General features: G+C 46.7%; 27 protein-coding genes. 10 read left to right on the top strand and 17 right to left on the bottom strand.

Annotation, left to right across the window (positions count from 1 at the left end; all coding sequences use genetic code 11):
* Positions 1-162 precede the first annotated feature (162 nt).
* Positions 163-2,118, top strand: a complete 1,956-nt coding sequence (locus HRE53_RS16470) for a lipoxygenase family protein (protein WP_235107231.1) — start codon at positions 163-165, stop codon at positions 2,116-2,118.
* Between the two features lie 259 nt (positions 2,119-2,377).
* Here the strand turns inward: HRE53_RS16470 and HRE53_RS16465 are convergent, their stop codons facing one another.
* The 6 genes from HRE53_RS16465 to HRE53_RS16440 all read right to left on the bottom strand — a co-directional run bounded on the left by HRE53_RS16465 (position 2,378) and on the right by HRE53_RS16440 (position 7,972).
* Entirely contained in the window at positions 2,378-3,871 is a 1,494-nt protein-coding gene (locus HRE53_RS16465; RefSeq protein WP_212664403.1) for a serine protease, read from the bottom strand.
* Between the two features lie 93 nt (positions 3,872-3,964).
* The gene (locus tag HRE53_RS16460; protein ID WP_235107230.1) at positions 3,965-4,552 is read right to left on the bottom strand and encodes a COP23 domain-containing protein; all 588 of its coding nucleotides are present in this window, start codon (positions 4,550-4,552) and stop codon (positions 3,965-3,967) included.
* 768 nt (positions 4,553-5,320) lie between these two features.
* Positions 5,321-5,821 (bottom strand): GNAT family N-acetyltransferase, encoded by a 501-nt coding sequence (locus HRE53_RS16455; protein WP_235107229.1) that lies wholly within the window; start codon positions 5,819-5,821, stop codon positions 5,321-5,323.
* 57 nt (positions 5,822-5,878) lie between these two features.
* Positions 5,879-6,493 (bottom strand): pentapeptide repeat-containing protein, encoded by a 615-nt coding sequence (locus HRE53_RS16450; RefSeq protein WP_235107228.1) that lies wholly within the window; start codon positions 6,491-6,493, stop codon positions 5,879-5,881.
* Between the two features lie 97 nt (positions 6,494-6,590).
* A complete protein-coding gene (locus HRE53_RS16445; RefSeq protein ID WP_212664399.1) occupies positions 6,591-6,800 on the bottom strand; it encodes a chlorophyll a/b-binding protein in 210 nt (69 codons plus the stop codon).
* A gap of 281 nt (positions 6,801-7,081) precedes the next feature.
* Positions 7,082-7,972 (bottom strand): DUF4922 domain-containing protein, encoded by an 891-nt coding sequence (locus tag HRE53_RS16440; protein WP_212664398.1) that lies wholly within the window; start codon positions 7,970-7,972, stop codon positions 7,082-7,084.
* Positions 7,973-8,173: 201 nt separating this feature from the next.
* Here HRE53_RS16440 and clpS point away from each other — a divergent pair, with 201 nt between their 5' ends.
* The 3 genes from clpS to HRE53_RS16425 are packed head-to-tail and all read left to right on the top strand — an operon-like array spanning position 8,174 to position 9,858.
* A complete protein-coding gene (gene clpS, locus HRE53_RS16435; protein ID WP_212666125.1) occupies positions 8,174-8,485 on the top strand; it encodes an ATP-dependent Clp protease adapter ClpS in 312 nt (103 codons plus the stop codon).
* A 3-nt stretch (positions 8,486-8,488) separates the two neighbouring features.
* A complete protein-coding gene (locus tag HRE53_RS16430; protein ID WP_212664397.1) occupies positions 8,489-8,773 on the top strand; it encodes a DUF2103 domain-containing protein in 285 nt (94 codons plus the stop codon).
* A complete protein-coding gene (locus HRE53_RS16425) occupies positions 8,767-9,858 on the top strand; it encodes a tRNA (guanine-N1)-methyltransferase (protein ID WP_235107227.1) in 1,092 nt (363 codons plus the stop codon). Before HRE53_RS16430 ends, HRE53_RS16425 begins: the two co-directional genes overlap by 7 nt.
* Before the next feature lie 19 nt (positions 9,859-9,877).
* Here HRE53_RS16425 and HRE53_RS16420 read toward each other — a convergent pair whose 3' ends face one another.
* Positions 9,878-10,237 carry an agenet domain-containing protein gene (locus HRE53_RS16420; RefSeq protein WP_235107226.1) on the bottom strand — a complete coding sequence of 120 codons (360 nt, stop codon included), beginning with the start codon at positions 10,235-10,237 and terminating at the stop codon, positions 9,878-9,880.
* A 184-nt stretch (positions 10,238-10,421) separates the two neighbouring features.
* Positions 10,422-11,153, bottom strand: coding sequence for an SDR family oxidoreductase (locus tag HRE53_RS16415; protein ID WP_235107225.1), 732 nt, complete (start codon positions 11,151-11,153; stop codon positions 10,422-10,424).
* Positions 11,154-11,164: 11 nt separating this feature from the next.
* On the opposite strand from HRE53_RS16415, the gene HRE53_RS35195 reads away from it, so the two are divergent.
* Positions 11,165-11,374, top strand: a complete 210-nt coding sequence (locus tag HRE53_RS35195) for a hypothetical protein (RefSeq protein ID WP_235107224.1) — start codon at positions 11,165-11,167, stop codon at positions 11,372-11,374.
* Positions 11,375-11,546: 172 nt separating this feature from the next.
* Here HRE53_RS35195 and HRE53_RS16405 read toward each other — a convergent pair whose 3' ends face one another.
* The 6 genes from HRE53_RS16405 to accD all read right to left on the bottom strand — a co-directional run bounded on the left by HRE53_RS16405 (position 11,547) and on the right by accD (position 15,682).
* Complete coding sequence (locus tag HRE53_RS16405) at positions 11,547-12,446, bottom strand: ChaN family lipoprotein (RefSeq protein WP_212664392.1); 900 nt, start codon at positions 12,444-12,446, stop codon at positions 11,547-11,549.
* 151 nt (positions 12,447-12,597) lie between these two features.
* Positions 12,598-12,927, bottom strand: a complete 330-nt coding sequence (petJ, locus tag HRE53_RS16400; RefSeq protein ID WP_212664391.1) for a cytochrome c6 PetJ — start codon at positions 12,925-12,927, stop codon at positions 12,598-12,600.
* A gap of 242 nt (positions 12,928-13,169) precedes the next feature.
* On the bottom strand, positions 13,170-13,685 hold the full coding sequence (gene psbV2, locus HRE53_RS16395; protein WP_212664390.1) for a photosystem II cytochrome PsbV2: 516 nt from the start codon (positions 13,683-13,685) through the stop codon (positions 13,170-13,172).
* 70 nt (positions 13,686-13,755) lie between these two features.
* Positions 13,756-14,244 carry a photosystem II cytochrome c-550 gene (psbV, locus tag HRE53_RS16390; RefSeq protein WP_212664389.1) on the bottom strand — a complete coding sequence of 163 codons (489 nt, stop codon included), beginning with the start codon at positions 14,242-14,244 and terminating at the stop codon, positions 13,756-13,758.
* A 208-nt stretch (positions 14,245-14,452) separates the two neighbouring features.
* Complete coding sequence (locus tag HRE53_RS16385) at positions 14,453-14,632, bottom strand: translation initiation factor IF-2 (RefSeq protein WP_212664388.1); 180 nt, start codon at positions 14,630-14,632, stop codon at positions 14,453-14,455.
* A gap of 135 nt (positions 14,633-14,767) precedes the next feature.
* Positions 14,768-15,682: an acetyl-CoA carboxylase, carboxyltransferase subunit beta gene (gene accD / locus HRE53_RS16380; protein ID WP_212664387.1), complete on the bottom strand. Its 915-nt coding sequence runs from the start codon at positions 15,680-15,682 to the stop codon at positions 14,768-14,770.
* Positions 15,683-16,264: 582 nt separating this feature from the next.
* Between accD and HRE53_RS16375 the strand changes: the two genes are divergently transcribed.
* The 5 genes from HRE53_RS16375 to HRE53_RS16355 all read left to right on the top strand — a co-directional run bounded on the left by HRE53_RS16375 (position 16,265) and on the right by HRE53_RS16355 (position 21,636).
* A complete protein-coding gene (locus tag HRE53_RS16375) occupies positions 16,265-16,444 on the top strand; it encodes a hypothetical protein (protein ID WP_212664386.1) in 180 nt (59 codons plus the stop codon).
* A 378-nt stretch (positions 16,445-16,822) separates the two neighbouring features.
* Complete coding sequence (sir, locus tag HRE53_RS16370; protein ID WP_212664385.1) at positions 16,823-18,757, top strand: sulfite reductase, ferredoxin dependent; 1,935 nt, start codon at positions 16,823-16,825, stop codon at positions 18,755-18,757.
* A gap of 27 nt (positions 18,758-18,784) precedes the next feature.
* Entirely contained in the window at positions 18,785-20,005 is a 1,221-nt protein-coding gene (locus HRE53_RS16365; RefSeq protein WP_212664384.1) for an NAD(P)/FAD-dependent oxidoreductase, read from the top strand.
* 147 nt (positions 20,006-20,152) lie between these two features.
* Positions 20,153-20,794, top strand: a complete 642-nt coding sequence (locus HRE53_RS16360) for a hypothetical protein (RefSeq protein ID WP_212666124.1) — start codon at positions 20,153-20,155, stop codon at positions 20,792-20,794.
* Positions 20,795-20,799: 5 nt separating this feature from the next.
* Entirely contained in the window at positions 20,800-21,636 is an 837-nt protein-coding gene (locus HRE53_RS16355) for a pentapeptide repeat-containing protein (protein WP_235107223.1), read from the top strand.
* On the opposite strand, the gene HRE53_RS16350 is transcribed toward HRE53_RS16355, so the two are convergent.
* The 3 genes from HRE53_RS16350 to HRE53_RS16340 form a co-directional block, all read right to left on the bottom strand.
* Positions 21,633-22,193 carry a DnaJ domain-containing protein gene (locus HRE53_RS16350; protein ID WP_235107222.1) on the bottom strand — a complete coding sequence of 187 codons (561 nt, stop codon included), beginning with the start codon at positions 22,191-22,193 and terminating at the stop codon, positions 21,633-21,635. The genes HRE53_RS16355 and HRE53_RS16350 overlap by 4 nt on opposite strands.
* A 154-nt stretch (positions 22,194-22,347) precedes the next feature.
* Positions 22,348-23,379 carry an EAL domain-containing protein gene (locus HRE53_RS16345; RefSeq protein ID WP_255800728.1) on the bottom strand — a complete coding sequence of 344 codons (1,032 nt, stop codon included), beginning with the start codon at positions 23,377-23,379 and terminating at the stop codon, positions 22,348-22,350.
* A complete protein-coding gene (locus HRE53_RS16340) occupies positions 23,345-24,175 on the bottom strand; it encodes a diguanylate cyclase (RefSeq protein ID WP_255800726.1) in 831 nt (276 codons plus the stop codon). The genes HRE53_RS16345 and HRE53_RS16340 overlap by 35 nt, the downstream gene beginning before the upstream one ends.
* Positions 24,176-24,266 lie beyond the last annotated feature (91 nt).

Genomic DNA, 24,266 nt, shown 5'->3' with positions numbered 1-24,266 from the left:
TAACCTTCTCCCGAAGAAGCTTTCAGGAATTGCAAAGACTAGTGACTCACAGAACACAAGTCTTTGCAATTCGCATAAAATCCTGCGCTATATCTGATGATTCTAATAGCCTCAGAACATCACTTAAGTTCTGTTGAAATCGATCCTCAATTGGGAGCTACTATGACGCAAGAATATGAATATCGATACGATGCCCTTAAAGATGTTTCCTCTGAACTGAAATATCCAATGGCTAAGGAAGTTTTTCCAGCAGATCAGTCGTTGACAAAGTGGCCTTGGACCAGAGATATCGTTTCCGTTGTACTCAGAATTATTGCCAATCAGGCAATGCAGGATATAGCCGTCCGCAAAGGGTCTGCCTGTCGTCTGATTACTTTTCTGCGCTTGTCTAGAATTCTCGAGAATCCCCTCAATCAATCATGGCTGGAGCGACTCTTTAATGCTGTGAGTGATCTTGTCAGAGGTCTCTCCAATATTTTTGGCAACCAATCCCAATCTCAAAACATCAGGCATGATGTTAAAGATAAGCAAAATCCTGATAAGGTCTCAGCCCGGATTTCATCCATGGCCAAGGATATTCAAGAAAAAGCTGAACTCAGGGATGCAGGAGAGAAACCTTCCTTAGCAAACTATCGTGATCTCTTTCAGATCATTTACCTACCAGATATTAGTAATCATTTTCTGGAAGATCGGGCATTTGCTGCTCAACGGGTTGCCGGAGCCAACCCCCTTGTGATTAACCGCATTTCCGAACTCCCAGACCATTTCAAAGTCACAGAACAACAATTCCAGACTGTCATGGGAGAGGGCGAGTCTCTCCAGACAGCCCTAAATGATGGACGCGTCTATCTAGCGGACTACCAGATCCTAGAAGAAATCGTTCCTGGCACCGTGAATACCAAGATAAAAGGTCGTCAAGAAACACTTCAGAAGTATAGCTATGCACCTTTAGCATTATTTGCGATTGGATCAGGTCATTGTCCAGGTCGTCTCCTCACACCGATTGCTATCCAATGCCACCAAGATGCAGACAGCCCTATCTTTACACCGCCAAGCCTTGAGGCTGGTGAAGAGGAGCGGCTAGCTTGGCGTATGGCCAAGACAGTGGTTCAAATCGCTGATGGTAATTATCATGAACTGATTTCTCATTTAGGGCGCACCCATCTCTGGATTGAGCCGATTGCTTTAGGTACTTATCGACGCTTAGGAACAGAACATCCCCTGGGTAAACTGCTCCTCCCTCACTTTGAGGGCACCTTATTTATCAACAATGCCGCAGCGAGTAGCTTAATTGCACCTGATGGCACCGTAGATAAACTCTTGTTCGGAACAATACTGTCCTCCGTGCAGCTTAGTGTCAAAGGGGCCAAGGGCTATCCCTTCTCTTTTAATGACTCCATGCTGCCCCAAACCTTTGCATCCCGAGGCGTGGATGATCTGCAAAAGCTACCTGACTACCCTTATCGTGACGATGCATTGCTCCTTTGGCATGCAATTCATGACTGGGTTGAGGCCTATCTGCAAATCTTCTACAAAGATGATGCTGCAGTCCTCAACGATGAAACATTGCAAGCTTGGTTGAAAGAGCTTAGAGCTGAAGATGGGGGTCAGATGACCGAAATTGGTGAAGCGACACCGGAAGAACCCGAGCCTAAGATTCGAACCTTGGATTACCTCATTAATGCGACAACACTCATTATTTTCACCTGTAGTGCCCAACATGCATCTGTGAATTTCCCCCAAGCTTCGTTGATGACGTTTGTCCCCAATATGCCTCTCGCAGGTTTCAGTGAAGCTCCAAATGCAAAGACAGCCAGTGAAGCGGACTATTTCTCCCTACTGCCTCCCCTCAGCTTGGCGGAACAACAGTTGGATCTAGGTTATACCTTGGGTTCGGTCTACTATACTCAGCTGGGTTACTACAAAGCCAATGATGTGGATCTAGATGATATTAACGAACATACTTACTTCAACGACCCCCATGTTAAACAGCCTCTTCTAGACTTCCAACAAAGGTTAAAAGAGATCGAATTGATTATTCAAGAACGGAACGAAACCCGACCCACCTATTACGACATCTTGCTCCCGTCCAAGATTCCACAAAGTACCAATATTTAAGTTACGTCACCCTAGTTCGGGTTAAGTCCATTTTTACAATCCTTCTACGGCAGAACACAGCTTGCAGCTCCCGTAGGAATAAGGGTTTTAGCTTATCCCGAACTCAGGTTCAGAAAAGCTATGGCAGTATCGAATTGGATCATGTCATGGCATTGATCTCGCTAACCTGAATTCGGGTTAAGCACATTTTCCAACCACTTTTACGGAAGAATGTAGGTTTTAGCCGATGCAAGAATAAGCGATCAAAATACGCCAGCCCCTAAGGCAAACGTTTTAGTAAATTCAATCGTTTGGTTACCTCTTTGTAAACTTCAGTACGACCTTTTTGTTGTGCCAAACTGGCGCTTTTCTCCAGATCGGCCCGTCCCTCATTTCTTTTACCGCTAAGGGCCAGCACCGTTCCTCTATTCATATAGAACAACGCATTGCTAGGAGACAGGCTGATGGCCTGGGTCAAATCCTGCAGTCCTCCAGAAATATCTCTAGTACTGGCCCGTGCTAGACCTCGGGCATTATAGGCAAACGCCGCATAGGGGGAATTAGCATCCAGTTTCAATGCAGCATTGGCATCCGCAATGGCATTCTGCCACTGCTGCTTTTCGGTCAATAGATTTGCACGCAGAATATAAGGCATCGCAGCTTGAGAATCTAACCTCAGGGCCTGGTTAATATCCGATGTTGCACCCGATCCATCTTTCAAAACAAACTTTAGATAAGCTCTGATGGTATAAGCATCACTCAAATCAGGGTTTAGGCGAATCGCCTCATTGATATCTTGTTGTGCAGCCAAGACAATATCGCGATTCTTTCTAGACCGACCCTCCAAAAAACTCCAGCCGATCGAAGACATACGAGCATCCGCCCTTAAACGGTAAGCATCCGCTGCATTAGGATCCGTTTCAATCGCTTGATTTAGAGCCCCTAAAGCGGCCTCATTATTGCCTTGATAGAGTTGATTGCCACTTTGGGCAATCAAGTCATCCACCTTTGAGGGCTTTGCAGTCGCACTCGGATCGGGCGCTTGAGCAGTAGCAACCTGTAAGTCTAGATCTATTCCAGATTGAGGCGCTAAGGACAAAAACGTACTAATCGGAATTCCCAGGTTATAGCCCACCTTCACCACTACATCTGGATTACGGGTGCTTGCCTGGCGATCCGTTTCTCCCCGGCCATGAATACCAACTAACGTTCCTTCTTCACTCAGCACTGGCCCCCCAGACATACCTGGCAAGGTGTTGTTGGTATAAATTAAGCCGTAACCGTCATCTTGCTTCACCTGAGAATTAGCAGAGACAATACCCTGCTGAAACAACAGGGTAGGTTGAGTAATCGCTGTTCCTGTTAACGGCCACCCAGCAACATAAGTGGTCATTCCTCGTTGCGATTGACTGGAATTACCCAAATTAGCCACTTGATAGGGCTTTTCACTACTGAACTGCACCACGGCAAGGTCAACACCAGGCAATTTTTTAACCTGGGCATAGCTCAAAGAGTGGCGCTGATTATCTGGCGTAATCACGTCATACTCATCGTCTGTTGCCACTACATGGGCTGCTGTCAGCACAAAATAAGTCTTGTCTTGCTTGGCAATCATTACCCCTGAGCCAGGTGCTTGCCCATCAATCTTCACGCTGATTTGCTCAGCAATATTAGCCACCTGTGAAGCAGTGAGAGCTAGAACAGCTTGCCCTTGCACCACAACAACAGTTACTACCCCAACCAGTACAGATGGAATTCCATAACCAAATTTCATTTACCAGTTCCTCATGCTCAATATGCTTACCCAATCAACCTTCACTTCAAGTTCATGCCCAGAAAACACAGCACTGGAACTCACCCCCGTGAGCTACCAAACATCGTCTGGCTGAGGTTGAGACGGTGTCGAATTTTCAGATGGCTGAGGTTGAGACGGCGTTGAGGTTTCAGACGGAGCCGAATCGGTGGAATTAATAGTTGGTCTGGAGTTCAAGAACTCATCCATCTCGATGTAGATACGTCGATTCGTTTCATTGAGTGGATCATGGGAAGCTCGTACCCGCAAATCCATCAACTTCTGAAGTGTTTTACCTGGATTACTTCCTGGTTTTAGGGTAAATAAAATACCTGTACACTTTTGCTTCGGAGCAGGCGCAACACAGACAACATTTTGTTCAGTCTCTACATCTCGACCAGTGGTTACATAATTGAGTGACCCATCTCGATAGTATTGCTCAAACAATCCCGATACTTTTTGGCAACGGGCTTCGGGAGTCCAGCCTGAACCTGCAAAGTGCTCTGATGTCCACCGGATCACTGCAACAAAACCTTGTTTCGTTTTAGCCAACGTTGTTGGCGTATTGTTGCTTTGGCCACAGCTAAATCTTGGTTCGCTCGCTTGCGCTGGGGAACGACTCAGCCACAAGGTCGCACCAGCAACTAATGGCAATGTAATCAAAGATATAATTGGGTAGCACTTCATAGTCAAGTCCGAGCTTAAATTACATCAAAAGCTATATACATAAAAGAGCAATAAACTTGGATATAGCAATCTTCTTCTTAGAGATAGCAGTCCATCAACCACGACTCAATTCCAACTTTATGAGTTTATAAAGTCTGGACAAGAAAATCAATCTATTTCTCTTTCTGGCCCTTTACTTAATAATTTAGACTCTTTCGATCTAGCCTCTCTAATAAGGGAAAAATCATTATTTTATTAATTTCAGCACAAAAGCACTCATTTTTTGCATCAAATCAATGACTTGAAGCTTTCTACCTCTATTTATCCTATATTGATCCATAATTTTAGCTTCACCTTACTGTGCCCATAAGTCTCAGGATGAATGAGGTTAGACTATTACTTCGCACAAATTCCGTTTATCTTAAGATTTTTTAGTGCGTTCAAGCAGAGTTACTACTAGCATAATAGCCATACAAAACAAGACTTATAGATCTAAATACACATAGAAAAAACCACATGCCATGCATGTCAAAACCAGTAGAGTTCAAGCCCAAAAACAACCGATTTTATGTTTTCTCTTCCAAAGCCTTAAATTGAAATTTAGTTCATGCTGATTAGCATGAACTAGGATAAATCTCTATCTGGAAGCAACAGAGTTTTTGTGATCGCAAAGCATGATCGTGCAAGCTACAAGTACTGCATCGACGATGCTTACAGGAGCCTATCAGACTAGAGACCTGTTTCTATCAGGGGTGAGGTTATGGGTTAAATCTTTAAAACCTTGGCAAAGCGATGGACATCGTAATATTGTCCATCCTTAAACACTTCTCGTTTAAGAACCCCTTCTAGCTCATATTCACATTTCTCGACTACTCTCATGGACACTGTATTAGGAGCCAGAATAAGAGCATAGAGCTTCTGCAGTTTTAGGTCTGAGAAAGCATAGTCAGTCATCTGTTGAACTGCTTGGGTCGCTATTCCATTACCCCAATAAGGTTCTCCCAGCCAGTACCCAATTTCAGCCAGGTGATCGCGCCAACCTGTTTTACGAGCTATGCCGACACTACCTGCAAACTGACCATTATATTCGATGACTTTCGTCACATCTCCTTCAGCCTTTACCCCTGCAGATATCCACCATTCTGCATCGGCTCTTGTGTAGGGATAAGGAAAGGTATAGACCAAAAAACGCGATACTAACTTGTTGTTAGCCAGAGCTAACAAAGCTTCAATATCTGAATTGTCGTAATCTCTGAGGGTCAGCATGGGGGGTGAGATCGCAAGCCGCTACATCCTCAAATTATAGTCGCTGCTAGATGAACACTATTCAGTAGCAGTCAACACTGGATTGTTTTCTAGAACATTTATGTGGCGATGGTTCCAGTCCACATCCTTTAAAATAACCTGACTCAAATCTACTTGCCTAAGAATGGTACCTGTCAAGATTGCTCCACTCAAATCTGCGCCCGTTAAATCTGCACCCGTTAAATCTGCACCCGTTAAATTTGCACCTTTGAGGTTAATGCCAGTGAGATCGGAATAGCGAAGGTCTGCCCCTGCCAGATTTGCCCCTGGACAACTTGCTGCGCGTAAATTTGCCACCCTTAGATCTGCTTTTGCCAGTTGGGCTTGCTTTAAGTTAGCTCGTGTTAGAGTTGCCCGAATCAGTTTGGATTGACTTAAGTTGGCAACTTCCAAACAAGCATCCATAAAGTCCGTTCGCCACAGTAATCCTTGGGATAAATTAGCACCTCTGAGGTTGCTACCTCGAAACTGTGTCAGGCTCATATTGACCCGAGCTAGATTTGCCTGCTCAAAATTAATGCCATTTAGCAACAGTTCACAGAGACTATCACCCATCAGAATTGTAGAGCTAAAGTCTCGAATACCGTTCGTATATTGTTCAATAAGAGAGTCGGAGTGAAGGTCAACTAACATAGCTTTTAGGTCTAACAGCGAGGCTTGGATAGAATCCCCCCATCCAAAGCAGACCCTCAGCTATCTCAAGTGAGGGTCAAACGAATTGGGTCAGTTGTTAGACACCAGTCACAATTTGAATGAAGTTGACGTTAGTGGCTAGTTCTAAAAGAAGAATAGACATAAAGCCGACCATGGCTAGGCGTCCACTGATTCTTTCGGCATTCTTGTTAAAACCAAATACGGGCTCTTCTTGAACAGAGGTCTTAGGCTCAACAGCAAAACTGTTAACGTAACCGCGGTCGTCTGAAGTGAATCCTTTAGTCATTGGAAGTGCTCCGTAAATGCTTTATTTGCTTATGTAAATAAATGTAACACAAGCATTATGAAATGTAAAGAAATTGACGTCACCAATCGACAAAGACGAAAGCTTTATCAGCTCAAGTCTTTTGCCTATAAAGCTTTTTGGCGATCCAAGAATTAAATCATTTTTGTAACGAGTTCTTGCAAGCAACCTTACTTAAATCGGCAATGAGTCCATTGCAACTTCTTCGCTTGATGGCCAGACCAGTTGAGAAGAGCAAACAGCCACCCAAGCCAGACTGCACTTTACAGAGCAACACCTACATTCTGTAAGACGGTCATTGGCCCAACCTGCTTCAAATGCTCTAACTCCTGTGGGTTACGTACCAGTAAAGATCCGGCAAACCCCAAAGCATTAATGGCAACATCTTCAAAGCTGGGTTGCGAACGTAGTACCATCAACATCCAATCTCTGGTGACCAGAAGATTATAGGCACCTGTCGCTTCAGGAGTATCAGGTTGCCATGGTAAACCAATAGCCCCTAAGAGTTGGTAATAGGTGTCTAGCAATAACGAAGCTAGGGTCTGAGGAGAATCTGTCCAGTCTAAAGACAGAGGTGCGATCCCATGCACAAACGGCAAAGCTGGACTCTGACCAATACCTTGTAAAGCAGCTGCAGATATTAATGGTGAAATCGGTAAATCAGGGCGATCAGGAAAAAACGGTAAGGGCACCATCTGCAAATGCTTATGGGGCTGACTCGCACCCGCCGCCCACCCGCCGTTATAGAAAGCCAGCCCTTTCATTTCACTTAAGACAATGGCTAACGCCAAACAATCGGCAGCATCGAGCCACGTTTTTTGACTGACAAAGTCCCGCGTCACCATCAGCAAATGATGATCTACCACATTGAATTTATTCAACAAGACGAGATGCTGATCCGACAGATCAGATACAAACAGATCTTCTTCGTAAGGGAGAAAGGGATTAAAGTCTTTGGGTTTAGGTGTTTTGAGCACTGTCGCTTTGCGCGCCAAATTAGAGACAATCCGCACCATAAACTCCAGTTCTCCATCGGTCAATGGCTCATAATGTGTGGCAATCGAGTGCAAAGCACCACAATGCTTCGCCTGTTGGGTTCGATGAATCAGTTGTGCTTGCAGAGTACCGGGAATGAGTCGCTGGGCATGGGTCATGGGCGTCAAGTTGTCAACAGAGTAGTCGAAAAAAACAGACCTACTCCTTAAGAATATTCGGTTTAGGCTAGAGATATAGCGGCTTAGGAAATTGGGCATAGGCAACTTAATATCAACAAGCTAAACTAATGTAAACTAATTAATTCCTTACCTTTAATAATTAAGCTCATGCTTAAGCTTTCTGAGCTAGATAGTCCATGCATGGCGATAACCGCAGTGCAAACGCCTGTTACCCGCCCTGAAGACAAACAGGCACAAAAGACGGTTCGGAAACCCTATCCGAATTTCAAGGTGATTGTGGTCAATGATGATGTCAATACATTTGAGCACGTAGCCAAGACATTAATGACCTATGTTCCCCATATGACGTCTGATAAGGCTTGGGAATTAACCAATCAAATTCATTTCGAAGGACAGGCCATCGTTTGGGTGGGCCCTCAAGAACAAGCAGAACTCTACCATATGCAGCTCCAGCGAGCGGGCTTAACCATGGCACCATTGGAGGCCGACTGAAGTATGTCTGCGAGTAAAGGCCGATTAGTGCTCAACCACTCCACCCATATTCCCGGCTTACTCGCGATTTTAGGAAAATTGATTCACTATCCAGGCATTAAAACCGTTACGCCTGGTGTGATTAGCCGGGTAAAGGGCCATACTCCCCACTTAAAACTTCGAATTTCAGTCCCCATTCGGGGCGGATTTAAAGTTCTGGCCCGCTCAGGCAAAACGGTACAAGAAGTCTTTATCGTCACGACCCTCACCCAAGAATCGGTGACACAACTCATTACCGAGTTGTGTTAAAGAGCCCAAACCTTGAAGGCAAAGCTCTATTTAGCGTGGGGCCAGCATTTTTTCGCCCGAGCAGTCGCCCCGCCCGGGATTTAGGCATATTAGCAGCCGCTGTCTATCGCCAACAAATGGGCCACCTCCGCCTATTAGATGTCATGACTGGATGCGGGGTGCGATCGCAACGCTATACCCTGGAAAGTAATGCAGATTGGATCTGGGCCAACGATGCCAATCCTGACATGGCAAAGGTTCTAACCGATAACTTGAGCCAACTGCCCCCGGAGCGGTATCAGCTTTCGTATCACTCAGCAGCACAGCTACTCCATGAGTGCCACCATCACGAGAGTTTTGATTTTATCGACTTGGATAGTTTTGGCTTGCCCACCCCTTTCCTGCAAGGCTGTCTGCAAACCGTCAAATTAGGCGGATTACTTTACATCACGGGCACCGATAGCCGCACCTTAGCCGGACATAATCCCAAACATAGTCAACGATTACTGGGAGCATGGGTGCGATCTCATCCTGCTGCCCATGAGCAAGGACTACGGCTATTATTAGGCATTTGCTGGCAACAAGCCCAAGCCCTAGGACGGGATATTCAGCCCATTTTCTCGTACTTTCAAGGTCAAATCTATCGAGTGCTCGTCCAGGTAACCTCCCCCCAACCTCAGAATGGTCTGGGATTTATCGGCTATTGTCACCACTGCGGTCACTATCAAACGGTCTCTTGGGAAAAGCTCAGTCGAGCCACCTGCCCAAACCAAGGCCCACCCTTAACCCTTAGCGGTCCCATGTGGTTAGGGCCATTGCATGATCCAACTTGGGTAGCATCTATGGAGCAACTGGCTGAAGATTGGGGTTGGTCAGACCGGGTTCAACTCCTACAGATTATGCAAGCAGAAGCACTAATGCCGCCTTATTTCTACTCCGTTGCAGACATTGGACGGCGAGGAAAAATGGATATACCCAAACGCGATCGCATGATTGCACAACTCCAAGGGCAAGGCTATCAGGCTAGCCTCACCCACATTAATCCTCAAGCCTTTAAAACCGACGCGCTATTCCATGACTGTCTGGCTATTGCAGCAAATCTATGAACAGCAATAGTGTCAATGCTTATCGGCTCAGTCGAGCGGGAGAAACCCACTCATTCCAAGAACTGCTATAGCCATCGTAAGTAATAAAGTAACGGTTACCGCTGACATCCAGAACCTTTCCGGGGTACCACTTTCCTTTCCACAAAATCTGTACCGATTGTCCCGCTCGATAGGCAGAATTAGAGGAGGCAGGAGCATAGGGACGAAAACGATTGGGGCCTACCCACTCATCCCAAGAACTGCTATAGCCGTCATAGGTGATATAGCATTGTCGACCATTAGCATCAAGAACCTGAGCTGGATACCATTTCCCTTTCCATAAAACTTCACCTCTCTGTCCAACAGCGCAAGTAGATCTGGCCTCAGCATTTAGCGCCAAGCCACCAAACCAAGTTGCCGTTAGCAGCAGTAAAAAATGAAATAGATTTTTTCATAGTAATAATATTGATGGTCATACCTATCCCTAGTATTCCCATTGAGGCTGATGATTAAGCGAATCTTGCGATTTACCATATTGATGGGGCAAGCGCATCTCAACTCCCTAATCTGCAGTCACATAGCCCCTACCAAGGGAGTGGTTGACCATCTCGGAAAAATCCACCTGTAGGACCATCATCCGGTAACATTGCAGCCCAAACAATTCCAGATGCCCCCTCAGGAACGGGTCTCGCACCCATCTTTTCTGTGCCGGGATAAGTTGCAGTAAAATTCGGACATACCGCATTCACCAAAATACCTGTCTCTAGCAGCGATCGACTCAGCTTGACAGTTAGAGCATTCAAGGCCGTCTTAGATATTCCATAAGCTGGCAATCCCCCGCTTTGTTCCTGCAGACCTCTGGGACCGGCAAACGACCCCGCACCACTAGAAACATTTACAATCCGCCCATGCTGACTCTTCTCCAGCAGCGGCAAGCACGCCTGAGTCATGCGCCAGGCTCCAAACAGGTTCGTATTCAAAGTATTCTGGACATCATCCAAATCAGCCGCTAGAGTTTGCTGCTGAAAGTCAAAATTTATGCCTGCATTGTTAATCAAAATATCTAAGTGCTGGAGATCGCTTTCTAGTTCGCTTACTAACTGGGCCACACTCTGATTATCTGAAACATCTAAAGGCTTGACAATCACTTCAAGCCCTTCTTCCAGCAGTTGTTGCGCTGCTTGTTCACCCTTTTGGCGATCACGAGCAGTGAGGATGACGCTAACACCTTGCTGGGCCAATTGTCGACAGACCTCTAACCCCAGTCCACGGTTCGCCCCCGTCACTAGGGCAATTTTGCTGTTCTTTTCTAGCATGGGGTTCTCCTATGAGGTACGAAAGAGTTGATGACGTCAAAACGACCGGATGTCGATCGCTCTCGGTCAGACCTGGGGGGCCACTTTTGATCAAAGCTGTGTTTATCAAAGTGCAGCTGCATAAGAATCCACAGTCAGGAATGAACCCTAGCGATGGTGTAGCGTGGTCTTCCACCATTGATACTAGGGAGATTGACAAAGCCCTGTCCATGATCCTCTAAGGTTTGCCAGTGAGCTAACAACAAATAACGTGATTGTTATTCAAGACAACACTGCAGCTCATGCTCCAGATAGCCTGGCATGACAGAGAGAAAGTCTGACTGAACCTGAGCTTCTTTTCCTGAAATCACATCGAGGATGGCAACTTCTAGAATCATACGTTGAGATCTTGGATTATTCCGATCCAGGCTGAGTCCAAAAATAATTAGCAGCGGGAGGATTCGCTATCTTACGAGCATCATCCGTAGGATTGAGATAAACAGAAGACTGGCGAAACGGCTGGTCTTTCCCAGAAGACTGGCTGAGACGTCGTGCCACCCGATCGGGGATACCATAGCCTTGCTCAATATGGCCTTTTCCGGCTAAGACAACGACAATCCGATCAGGCTGTTGGCGAACAGTCTGGGCTATTTTTTCAGCCATCGTCTCATCCCAAAGAACTTGCGCGGCAAAAAAGCGCTCAAACCCTTCTTCAGAAGCAGGGCCGGGATGAAATTGTTCATAAATGGTCTTAAGTTTTTGACGATAAGCAGTATTGCTAACGTCGATCTCTGCTAAAGGAGGGATAAAGGTGTAGTCTTCTGAGGTGAGGCTTTCCAACCCTTGCCGACCCACTTTTTTGGTGATCTCCCTAGGGGTATTAAGAGCAATAACCGGCAGTTGATGCTGTTTAGCAAAGCGCAAAACGGGGGCGTAGAATTCCCAGTCAAATCCCCAGCGTTGACGATACTCCGTTTCTTTTTGCAACTGTGCCTCTGTAATCTCTCCGGCCAGATAGCGATCGATGGGATCTTGAAAGGGACGCTGAAACATCTCCATGGCGATCGCAAGTTTGGGTTCTCGTTCAAATAACCCTCGGATAATCGCTAATTGAGCTTTGTGGTCAGCCACACTGTTATGGGTTTCCCCCAAATAGACCACTTGGGCATCGGCTAACTGGTCTAAAAGAGTCTTTTGCTCAACACTAACCGCCGATGAAGCACTGATGACTTGCCAGCCAATCGTAGGGAGTGCACAGGCCAAAAACAGTCCTAATCCTAAAGACCACAAATAAGACGGACGGGGTCGGCGCATGGGGAAACCTCGACAGGTACTAGGTACAAGATGACATAAACCCACCCAACTATGGTGAGCAACAGATCGGAAGCTAGGAATAGTCCAACAAAACAAAACCCCCTCTTTATTTAAAGAGGGGGAAAACTATGAACTAGTTATTTCAGTAGACTTACCACTTATCAGCTTGATCTAAAACGTATGCAGCAACGTTCTCGATATCGCCAGAGGAAAGGCTAGCACCAAATGCAGGCATGCCACCTTTACCATTGGTGACCTGATTGATAATGGCATCAGCAGAGTCCATGCCATTAGCAGATAAAGCATCTGCTTTCAGAGTTTTATCTGCTTGGACAACATTGTTGCCGCCTGCATGGCAAGCAGCACAGTTAGCATTAAAGACACCCGCACCCGCACCCGCATCAGCGGCTAAAACAGGGCTGCTGATTGCAAAAGCTAGGACAGCAAGTGCAGTCAAAGCAATAGATAGAAGTTTTTTCAATGTGTTTCTCCTCTCAATTCATATTGACAGCTGTGCTGCCAAATTTATTAACGCCAGACACCAAATGATGAATATATACGGTGCTTAGTTATGGCAAATGCGATAAACTCGCATAACTATTTTAGGATCGTCTCTGCAACTTTAGAACCCTAAACTTAGAGTTCGTAGGATTACAGAGGTTACCTTAAAGGCATCGACGTTGCTCTAATCAACTGAATCAGGGCAGTTTAAGGATAATAACCTTAAGTAAAATCTATGCCATCAGCAACATCTTCAGTGCCCCAACCCCTAGCTACTTCAGCAGCTCTGAGAATAAAGGCTTCCAGATTTGCCAGTTCTTGATCGGGCAACCAAGTATCAGGGACCTGGCGGCACCAAAAGCTAACATCGCTACCATCGTAAATAGTTGGCTCTCGTTGGAATTCAATGAGATTGGCAACGTTATCCCGAGAAGGGGTTGCCCCTTGCAAATTCTTCATTGACAAAGATTGCACGGGATTTGGCAACGTCGCCCCACCTACATGGCAATTCTTACAGTTATCGTCAAACAACCGTTTCCCATCTGACAGCTCTTCGGGAGAAAACAACTGAGTCTCTCCCGAAGCATCTATTGCAATAGGAACGGGTTCTGTCACCTTAAGATACCGAACAATATAATCGTCAATATCTCCAGCTTGGGCTATTGAACTGTTTGGGAGACTTCCCAAACAAACCCAAAGAACGGCAAGAAAACAACATTTGAGCCACGATTTCAGCATTTGATGCGCGCCTTAAATATGAACTTTATAAAGATAACGTCGTTCATACTGGTCAACAACCAATGGACACTTAGCGGTTAGCTTTACCGCCACCCCACTGATCGCCAATCACTGAAGGCTGAATGAGAATATGACCTGCAATGTCGAATAGGTCGTCATCAGACAGGTTTCTCATTAGAGGGAAAACATCAGTACTTTGAGTACTAGGATGCACTTCAGAAATGGTGTCAAAACCATCGTAAGTAGTGGGCTCGTTCATGTAATCCACAAGACTTTCAACGTTGTCACGTCTGGGATTGGCGCCAGCCAAACTAGAGGCGGACAGGTTGATGCTGGGATTAGTTTTGGTATCTCCACCAATATGGCAGTTTGCACAGGCAAAGTTGAATAAGCGCTGGCCCTCTTTCGCTTGCTGCGTGGATAGAGTAACGGTACTCCCCTCATTTAACGCAACTGTTCGAGTCGCATCATCTAATTCAGCAGCAGTTGCAGTACTGGTGAATGCTTGAAAAGCAAAAAATACTGTAGCCACCGCCAGCAACATGTATCTTTTCAGCATAGTTCTCCTTTCAATTTCGTTTAATTATCAGGCTCTCAACACAGTTAAATCCACTCTACAGAACCGGGTACTCTATCTAAACCTGCCCGTTGCTGGTGACAGTGATGGAGTCCGCAGAAATGAGAAGAGGAAAAGGCATGAATAAAGCAGTAAAAGAGTTTTAGGCTTAATTGAATTAAAACCCGAGTCATGACCTATTGGCTTGACCTTAGGTGTTTTCTTTGTTAGCCAAAATTTCTAAAATAAGTGCTTTGACATCCTCCAGGGCTAAACGGGTGTCGGGCGCTTTATAAGCAACACCCAGACGATCGCATAATGTACAAACCTCTTCAATAGAGAGATGATAGTCCTCTGCTATTTCTGAGATCGATAGGTCTGCAAACCCCATAATCATTAACGTACTGATTTTATTAAGGTTGACCCATCTAATATCATGCCATTGAGGCGTCCCTTTCCCAAATCCAGATTCTATAAATTGGTCAAATCTGGAATGGAAGGGGATCAAGGTTTAGGCCACTACCCTCTATTCAATGGCAGCAGCAACTGGAACCGCTGCGGGTGAAATATCTGAGGCCATCGGCATTTGAGCATGAATTCGAATCAGCCGGGCTAAGGTTCCTTTTAACTCCGGCCTAGGAACAATGGCATCCACAAACCCATGACTAAGCAAATATTCTGCTGTCTGGAAGTCGTCTGGCAGCTTTTCTCGCAAAGTCTGTTCGACGACCCGGCGACCTGCAAAGCCAATGGTCGCTTTGGGCTCAGCCAAAATCATATCCCCAAGCATCGCAAAACTAGCTGTTACGCCACCGGTTGTGGGGTGGGTGAGCAATGGAATGTAGAGTAAGCGGTTCGTTCGGTGCTGATCTAGGGCCGCAGAGGTTTTAGCCATCTGCATTAGGCTAAGCATCCCTTCTTGCATCCGGGCGCCACCTGAGGCGCAAACAATCACCAATGGCAGACGATTCTGGGTGGCATGCTCAATCAAGCGGGTCAGTTTCTCGCCCACGACAGATCCCATGCTTCCTCCCATAAACCGGAAGTCCATGACGCCAAGGGCTAGGGGTAGGCCGTCGAGTTCGCCTATGCCAGTTTGGACGGCATCTTGTAGACCTGTTTTGCTCTGGTATTCCAGAATGCGATCGCAATAGGCTTTGCGATCGTGAAATTGAAGCGGATCACAAGCGACTAAGTCATTGTCCATTGCCACCCAAGTCTCCGCATCAATCAGCTGTGAGATCCGCTCATCACTGGTGACACGAGTATGATGTCCACATTCTAAGCACACCATTTGATTGGCCCGTAAATCTTTGGTGTAAGTCAGGGCACCACACGACTCACACTTCGACCATAAGCCATCAGAAATCTCTCGTTCTGGCTGTGCTTTGGTCACAGGATGAGATTTTCGTCGATTTGCAAACCAATCAAATAAAGACATGGAAACGCTCGATTCCTCTTAAAAATGAATTCAGCATCTGCAAGACCGCAGCAATGGGGGCATTCGGTTACCGTTCTCCTCTCCCATTCGAGACATCCAACGACAAAGTCTCCCCCGGTTTGCCTAGGAACGAATACAGTTTGGCCTTACCCGTTATTCACAGGATTGGCTGTGAGGAAATAACCCATCCTCCACTATGGCCGAATCGCTTGTGGACTTTGTAATGAAATTATTAATTAATCATAAACTTTGTCGCTGGTACTTGGCGTCTTAAATATTTTGTCGTTTGTAAAGTTTTTCAGAATCGCAGAAATTCAGTGACAAATGTTACGACATTTATGGGCACTCTAAGCGTATACGGAGCGCGTCTTTTATTCCAAATCACGATCAGCTGGACAAGCACCTTTGCCATCTGCTTGGGCTGGATTTTACATAACTTCTGGGGATCCCTATGAGATCTCTTCATTCTTCATGAAAGTTATTAAGATTGGGCTTTTTAAGGATATGGAACCTGTACAAGGGCTTCCCGATGCTGCGCCTGCCTGGATTAAACGCTTGAGTCACCCAACACCCTAAACTGTCATGATTTCTAAGTCTCATCAAAATTGGTTTCCCGTTTGGCAATATCTCAATCAGCCCTTATTCCATTCGGATATTAAACTGGTTCTCAATCCAGGCCGTTTTTGGCAACATCATCGCATTGATTATTTAAACCGGTGTTGGATGAGACAGTGTTTGCCCAATCACGATCCCCAACGCTAGCACCACCATCGGCTAATCTTTGGGACATTATTAGACGGGTCTTCTATATAAGCATTTTTGAGTTTTAGATGAAGTTAATGCACACTAGCGACGCTAGTGTGCATTAATCCTGGGAAGAGCTGGGCTAGTAAAAAAGCTTAAGCAGCAGTGTTGATGATGGGGAATCACTTATGGCATTGTTAGTGTCTGTCACGGTTTGCTCAAAAGAAGCAGTGATAAGATAAGAGATGATTCATCGATATCCCGACCGACTTACCGGGCATTAAATATCTCCGCGTTGGAATTGCTCGGATATATTTACGTCAGCCTAGCGTTTTTTCAAGGGTAGAAATCGTTCGATTCGCTACCTAATCACTGTCATCAACTGCCTATTTCCTCATGGTCAATGCTCCCCCTAAACAACCGACTCCACCTAAACTTTCCAAATTGGAAGGGATTAAAGAGCGAAGTCATCATCTGCGCCATCCGTTAATTGCAGAACTCCAGACGGATGCGAGAAATTTGCCAGAAGAAGCCATTCAGATCCTTAAATTTCATGGCTCATATCAGCAAGACAATCGCGACAATCGAAAAAAAGGGCAGGAAAAAGACTATCAGTTTATGCTGCGAACCCGAAGTCCGGGTGGATTCATTCCAGCTGAACTATATAACACCCTAGAAGAATTGAGTGAGACCTACGGAAATCACACGCTGCGGGCAACGACACGGCAGGGATTTCAGATTCATGGCATCATCAAGCAAAATCTGAAAACGGTCATGGCCGCCATCATTCGAAGTATGGGCTCAACCCTAGGGGCCTGCGGGGATTTGAACCGTAATGTGATGGCTCCCCCGGCTCCCTATACAAACCGACCGGCCTATACCTATGCCCAAGAGTATGCTGACCGGATCGCAGACCTACTGACGCCCCAAACCGGAGCCTACTATGAGATCTGGTTGGATGGGGAAAAGTTTGTATCGGCTGAAGAACATCCTGATGTTAAAGCCGCTCGACAGCGCAATACCAACGGCACCAATTTAGACGACAAAGAAGAGCCCATTTACGGGGAGCATTACATGCCCCGGAAGTTCAAAATTGCCGTTACCGTGCCGGGAGACAACTCTATCGACCTCTATACCCAGGATGTGGGTTTAGTCGTCATATTGGATGACCAAGAGCAACTCCAGGGATTTAATGTGTTCGTGGGTGGCGGTATGGGCCGCACTCACAATAAGGAAGAGACCTTTGCTCGGATTGCCGAGCCTTTGGGCTATGTTGCCAAAGCGGATGTCTACGATTTAGTCAAAGCGATCGTAGCGACTCAACGCGATTATGGTGATCGTCAACAGCGTCGCCATGCCCGCATGAAATACCTCATCAATGATTGGGGGATTGATAAGTTTCGCAGTATTGTTGAACAGTATTTTGGTAAATCCGTCGCTCCTAGCCAACCCCTGCCTGAATTTAAGTATGAAGATTACTTAGGTTGGCATGAACAGGGGGATGGCCAGCTCTTTTTGGGCATTTCGATTGAAAATGGCCGGGTCTTTGATAATGGCAAGCTACAGCTGAAGTCAGCGCTGCGTCAAATTACCCAGCAGTACAATCTGCCCATGCGGCTGACGGCCAATCACAATCTGATTATTTACAATATTCAGCCCAATAACAAAGCGGCCATTCAAGGCATTTTGAAAAATGCAGGCGTGCTGGCAGAGACGGAAATTGATCCGCTGGTTCGCTATGCCATGGCTTGTCCAGCTTTGCCTACCTGCGGATTGGCGATCGCAGAATCGGAACGCGCCATCCCCGGTATTATTGATCGCATCCGAATCCTACTGAATAAGCTAGAGCTCAATGAACAGCATTTTGTCATTCGGATGACGGGTTGCCCGAATGGTTGTGCTCGTCCCTATATGGCCGAGCTAGGATTTGTGGGGATTAAGCCGACAGCTTATCAGCTCTGGTTAGGGGGAAGTCCGAATCAGACTCGGTTAGCGAGAACTTTCCTCGAAGTCATGCCGATAGACGAGCTGGAGACGACTCTAGAACCGCTCTTAGTTTTCTTTAAGCAAAAGAGCAAAACCACGGAAAGCTTTGGTGATTTTTGCGATCGCATCGGGTTTGATGCCCTACGCCAGTTCATGGATACCTATGATCCGGCGACGCAAACAGGCAAAATTCCTAGCAGCAACGCTCGAGTCCGCCATCGGGTCAACCTTCGGGAAGATGTCTATGATCGTCTGAAGACAACGGCCAGTGAGCAAGGCAAAACCTTAACTGAAGTTGCATCAGACGCCATAGATGCCTATTTGCAGAACCCATCTCAGACCTAAATTTCACCTAATTTTAGGTGTAAAGACGTGGTGAATATTGTCGTCATTGGCGGGGGAGCTGCCGGATTCTGGGGGGCCATTGCCTGTGCAGAAGCCCATCCCCAAGCCCGAGTTATGATTTTGGAAGCTAGTGGGCAATTGCTCTCTAAGGTCCGGATCTCAGGGGGCGGGCGCTGCAATGTCACCCATGCTTGCTTTGAACCCACTCAACTCGTGGGCAACTATCCCCGTGGATCTAAGGCCCTGAGAGGCGCGTTTAGTCGGTTTCAGCCTCAAGATACGGTACGTTGGTTTCAATCCCACGGCGTCTCCTTAAAAACAGAAGCCGATGGCCGCATGTTTCCCAAAACGAATGATTCGGAAACGATTATTGCCTGCCTGCAACGGACAGCCAAGACCTTGGGAATTCAGGTGCGAACAGGGGTGTCGGTGACCCATATCCACCACGAGGCTCAGTTCACAATTCAGTGCAAATCTGGGGAGAAACTTCGGTGCGATCGCATTCTCCTGGCCACGGGCAGTCATCCCCTCGGTTATCGCCTCGCCCAGCAACTCGGCCATACCCTCGTATCACCCGTGCCGTCCTTATTTACCTTCAAAATCAAGGATTCCAGATTGCAAGACTTAGCCGGTATCGCTGTTGCTCCAGTGCAGTTACGGTTAACCGTGGGAGATCAAAAGTTTGATCAGCGGGGGCCGCTCTTAGTCACCCATTGGGGGTTGAGTGGTCCTGCAGTCCTAAAACTCTCCGCTTGGGGGGCTCGGGCCTTTCATCAAAGTCGATACCAGGGGGAATTGACGGTGAACTGGGTGCCCCATCACTCCTATGAGGACCTGCGCCAGCTATTGGGGAAAACTCGAACGGCCGTTGCCAAACGTGCGATCGCAAATCACTGCCCAGTCAAATTGCCCCAACGCCTCTGGCAAAAACTGATCACTGCTGCTGGGATTGCTCCGCAACAGCGCTGGGCTGATGTATCGAAACAGCAATTGCGATCGCTACTGCAAGAGCTGACCCAAGGAAAGTTTCAGGTCCTGGGTAAAGGAGTATTCAAAGACGAGTTTGTCACCTGTGGTGGGGTCGACCTCAAACAGATCAACTTCAAAACCATGGAAAGCCGCTGTTGTCCAGGACTCCATTTTGCCGGCGAAGTCATCGATATTGATGGCATCACCGGTGGATTTAACTTTCAAAATGCCTGGACCACTGCCTGGCTAGCTGCCCAAGCGATAGGGCACCAGGATTAATCCCCCTGCCACCAGAGGAAAAACCCACTCAAAGGACGGTTCTGTGGTTTCATACATCAATGGAGACTCTCTCTAACACCTCGTGCAGATGTGGTCGCCCTTGGCGATCCGTCGGGACTTATTTTTCATCGACAGGAGATTTTTATTTTGGGTGTTGAATTACGCAGCTATGTTTACTTAGATAGCCTCCAAGCTCAGCATGCTGCCTATATGGGCAAGGTCGCGGTAGGTTTTTTACCTTTACCCGGCGACACCTCCCTGTGGTTAGAGATTTCCCCTGGGATTGAAATCAATCGGATCATGGATGTTGCCCTTAAAGCGGCTGTGGTCCGACCCGGTGTACAAATGGTGGAACGCTTATATGGGGTTCTGGAAGTGCATGCCAGTAGCCAAGCCGAGACCCAAACCGCAGGTCGAGCCATGCTAGAAGCACTAGGGGTCAAACAAAATGAACGATTAAGCCCCCAAATAATCTCTAGCCAGATCATTCGCAATATAGATCCCCACCATGCCCAACTGATTAATCGTAATAGCCGAGGCAACATGCTGCTATCAGGTCAGGCCCTCTATGTTATGGAGGTTCAGCCCGCGGCCTATGCCTCTCTTGCCGCTAATGAAGCTGAAAAAGCAGCATTGATCAACATTTTACAAATCACCTCTGTGGGTAGTTTTGGCCGACTATACTTGGGAGGAGCTGAACGAGATATCAAAACGGCAGCGGTGGCTGTAGTGGATGCCCTTGAGCATGTCCCTGGACGCGAGCCTCTAGGCGGTAATCGCAATGAATAGCTGAGATGAGCAAATACAAGATTGCTATGGCAGGGGAACATCTAGCCCTTTTATATCGTGGCCCCGACGTTTGGAATCGGTGGCGACAGGACCATAGCCAGAAGTCTCCTAATCTTGCAGGCTGTAACCTAGGGCAAATGGATTTACAGGCATTCGACCTGAGCCATACAGACTTGACATCCACTAATTTACGCGGAGCCAACTTAACAGGCGTCAACTTAAGCAACAGTCTTTTATGTGGTGCCAACTTAATCGAAGCCCAGCTCACAGGAATTGAAGGCGTTGCCATCAACCTCCACCATGCTCAGTTGCAAGGGGCCGATCTTAGAGATGCAAATTTAATTGGCGGTGATTTAGACGAAGCAGTCTTGCTAGAAGCTGAACTGAGTCGAGCCAACTTAGTCGGTTGTAGTTTAAAGCATGCAGATATTCGGCGAGCAGAACTAGAAGCAGCCCAGCTCCACAGAGCAGATTTAAGATTTGCAGAACTAGCAGCAGCCAACCTGATTCAGGCCGGCTTAAGTCAGGCGAACTTAAGCTATGCGACCTTAACAGGAGCTTATTTGTATGGGGCAGATTTCAGTCGTGCCAACCTGCGGGCAGCCCACTGTAGTCAAGCCTATCTAGTTCGGGCTAACTTCACAGATATCAATGCCGAAGAGATAGACCTAGCTTGGAGTAATTTGAGTAAGGTGAACTTCACCGGAGCAAATTTGCGGCGAGCCAGTTTACGGGGAGCCCGGCTCCATCGGGCCCAGTTCAACCAAACCTGCCTGGAGGAAGCCGACTGGGAATTAGCGAGTTTAGCGCAAGCCAGGGGATTGCCCAGCTTAAGCTGTTAGCGACCTTGATCCTGCAGCAAATGGAGCAACTGTTTTGCTTCTTCTTGCTGAAAATGACCTTGGGACTTGCAGGGAATAGACAGCAAAATCCGATCAAAGGCATGGACCGAATCACAAGGAACTGAAAGAATCACCTCTGCAGGCTGATTACAGATATCTAAAACAAAAGGCCCACTATGGAAAGTTTGGTGCCCCGCAGCTTTGGGTGCTACTGCTTCAAAAGAGTAGTGATTGAGAATATAGGCAGCATCGCTAAAGGTTAACCAAGGACAAGCCATAGCATGGCGCTTTTTCGGTGTTTTGGATCGCGCAGGTGGAGCAGTCTTCGGTTGATGGGGCGCAGCTTTACGAGACCGAGATTGATGAGATTTTAAGTAGGAGTAGGCTTGGTTAAATTCTTTTAGTTTGGCTTCCGCTTTTTTATAGAGGCGAGGATTATGCAAAAACCGATCGGGATGCCAAACCATTACCAGATCCTGATAGGCTTCCCGCACTTCATCAAAGGTCGCGTTTTTATTGAGGGATAAGGTTTGCAGATATGCCTCGCCAACATGCATGGCAGACTCACTTTCACTCGAAAGTTTAAAAACATCTTAATGATGCTCAAACCTAGAATGCAAGACGCTAGCCGTTACTTTCTGCTACGGAATACAAAGAAGTCATAAGGAATATTTCAGAAGCGGTGTGTCCCACCGCTCACCTTCAATGATCTTAAGCAGACAAGCGCTCGGTATAAGCGGTCGTTTGCCAAGTCGCGAGGGTGTCAACTAAAGGTCGGGCAGGTCCAAAGAAATAACCCTGGGCGAAGTCAATATGAAAGTCATTGAGCAGATCTAGAATGGCACGCGATTCTACATACTCCGCAATGGTCTGCAGACCCATAATTTTCGAAACATGATGAATCGCTTCCACCACGCCCTTAGACATATCATCGTCAACCACTCCTCGAATAAAAGAGCCATCGATTTTGACAAAGTCAGCAGGGATCTTTTTCAAATGGGTAAACGAAGACAAGCCACTGCCAAAATCATCTAAGGCAACTTTACACCCCATATCCTTGAGGGCTCTTGTCAGTTGAGCAGCAGCTTCAATATTTTTCAGGGCAACTGTTTCTGAGACTTCAAAGCAGAATTGCTCTGGTCTTAAATTGTGCCGGGCGAGCTGTTCTGCAATAAAAGAGGCAATTTCCATGTTTTTAAACGTTGCCCCGGACAAATTAACGAAAAAGATCGCTTCTTGCAACATTAAGGAATTAATTTCTCCTAAGTCTGCAAACAAATGCTTGATCACCCAGCGATCAATACGGGGCATAAAATCATACTGCTCGGCAACGGGAAAAAACATGCCGGGAGAACAGACAATACCTGGCTGATCGCATAAGCGCAGCAAAATTTCAAAGCAAGGCTCAGCCGATTCTGCTTGTAAAGCCTGAATCGGCTGGGCATATAATTCAAAGTGATTGTGCTCAAGGGCATCCCGTAATCGACTCACCCACTGCAAGGTTTGTCGAGACTGAAGATTAACGGCGCAATCAGCATAGTGCACCTGGATGCGATCCCGGCCACCTCCTTTTGCCGTATACATGGCTCGATCAGCAGCTTCAATCAACAAAGAGGGAGCAATCGCCTCATCCGGCACTTGACATGCTACTCCCAAACTCAGGGTGATGCGGTTACTAACCGGAGAGGTGGAATGCGGTAGGTTGAGATTATGGATGCCCCCCCCGGATGGATTCTGCGACATGGTTGGCCCCGCTGATGTCCGTATTGGGAAGTACAACGACAAACTCTTCCCCGCCATATCGAGCAACACAGTCTGCCGGACGTTTGGCAACTTTAGCAATTGTTTGGGCGATTTTCTCTAAACATAAATCACCGGCTTGATGACCATAGGTATCGTTGTAAGCTTTGAAATGATCAACATCACACATGATCAAAGACAAAGGTTTCTCCTCGCGGAGTAAGCGATTCCACTCCGTTAGAAACACCTCATCAAACCGTCGCCGATTGAAGACACGAGTCAAACTATCTACGGCAGCCAGCCTCTCCAGCTCTAGGTTAGCCACTGCCAGCTGATCCGATAGTGCTTTTAAAGCCAAATTCTTGTATTCAAGCTCCAGACGCTGATGCTGACGCTCCATTGCATATTGAATCGCGCGGGTCAGAACTGTACTGTCAAATCGTCCTTTGACGAGAAAATCCTGTGCACCTTGTTGCATTGCTTCTAAGGCAAGCCGCTCATCACTATTACCACTCAGAATAATCAAAGGGATATTCGGAAAAGCATCATGGATTTTGCGAAATGTCTCCAGTCCTTGAGCATCAGATAGAGATAAATCCAGCAAAATCAGATCAATTGTGGATTGATCTCTTAGGGTATTCAAACCAGCATGCAACGTTGGGCAATGATTGAGCATGATGGAACTTTGTTTTTCCTTCCCCAATAACCGCGTCACTATTTCGACATCTTGAATATCATCTTCAATGATCAAGATTTCGGTATTACTGACTGGAATAATTTGTGAGCCAAATGCGTGCATGTACCTGGAATCCCCTCGTATGAGCCTAGAGGCTGAGCCTCTCTATCAGCAACAGCAAAGATAAGGTGCTATGACTGATGATTTGTATACT

It is taken from the genome of Acaryochloris sp. 'Moss Beach', from assembly GCF_021497025.1.
Taxonomy (GTDB): domain Bacteria; phylum Cyanobacteriota; class Cyanobacteriia; order Thermosynechococcales; family Thermosynechococcaceae; genus Acaryochloris; species Acaryochloris marina_A.
This window is presented reverse-complemented; position numbering and strand designations above follow the sequence as displayed.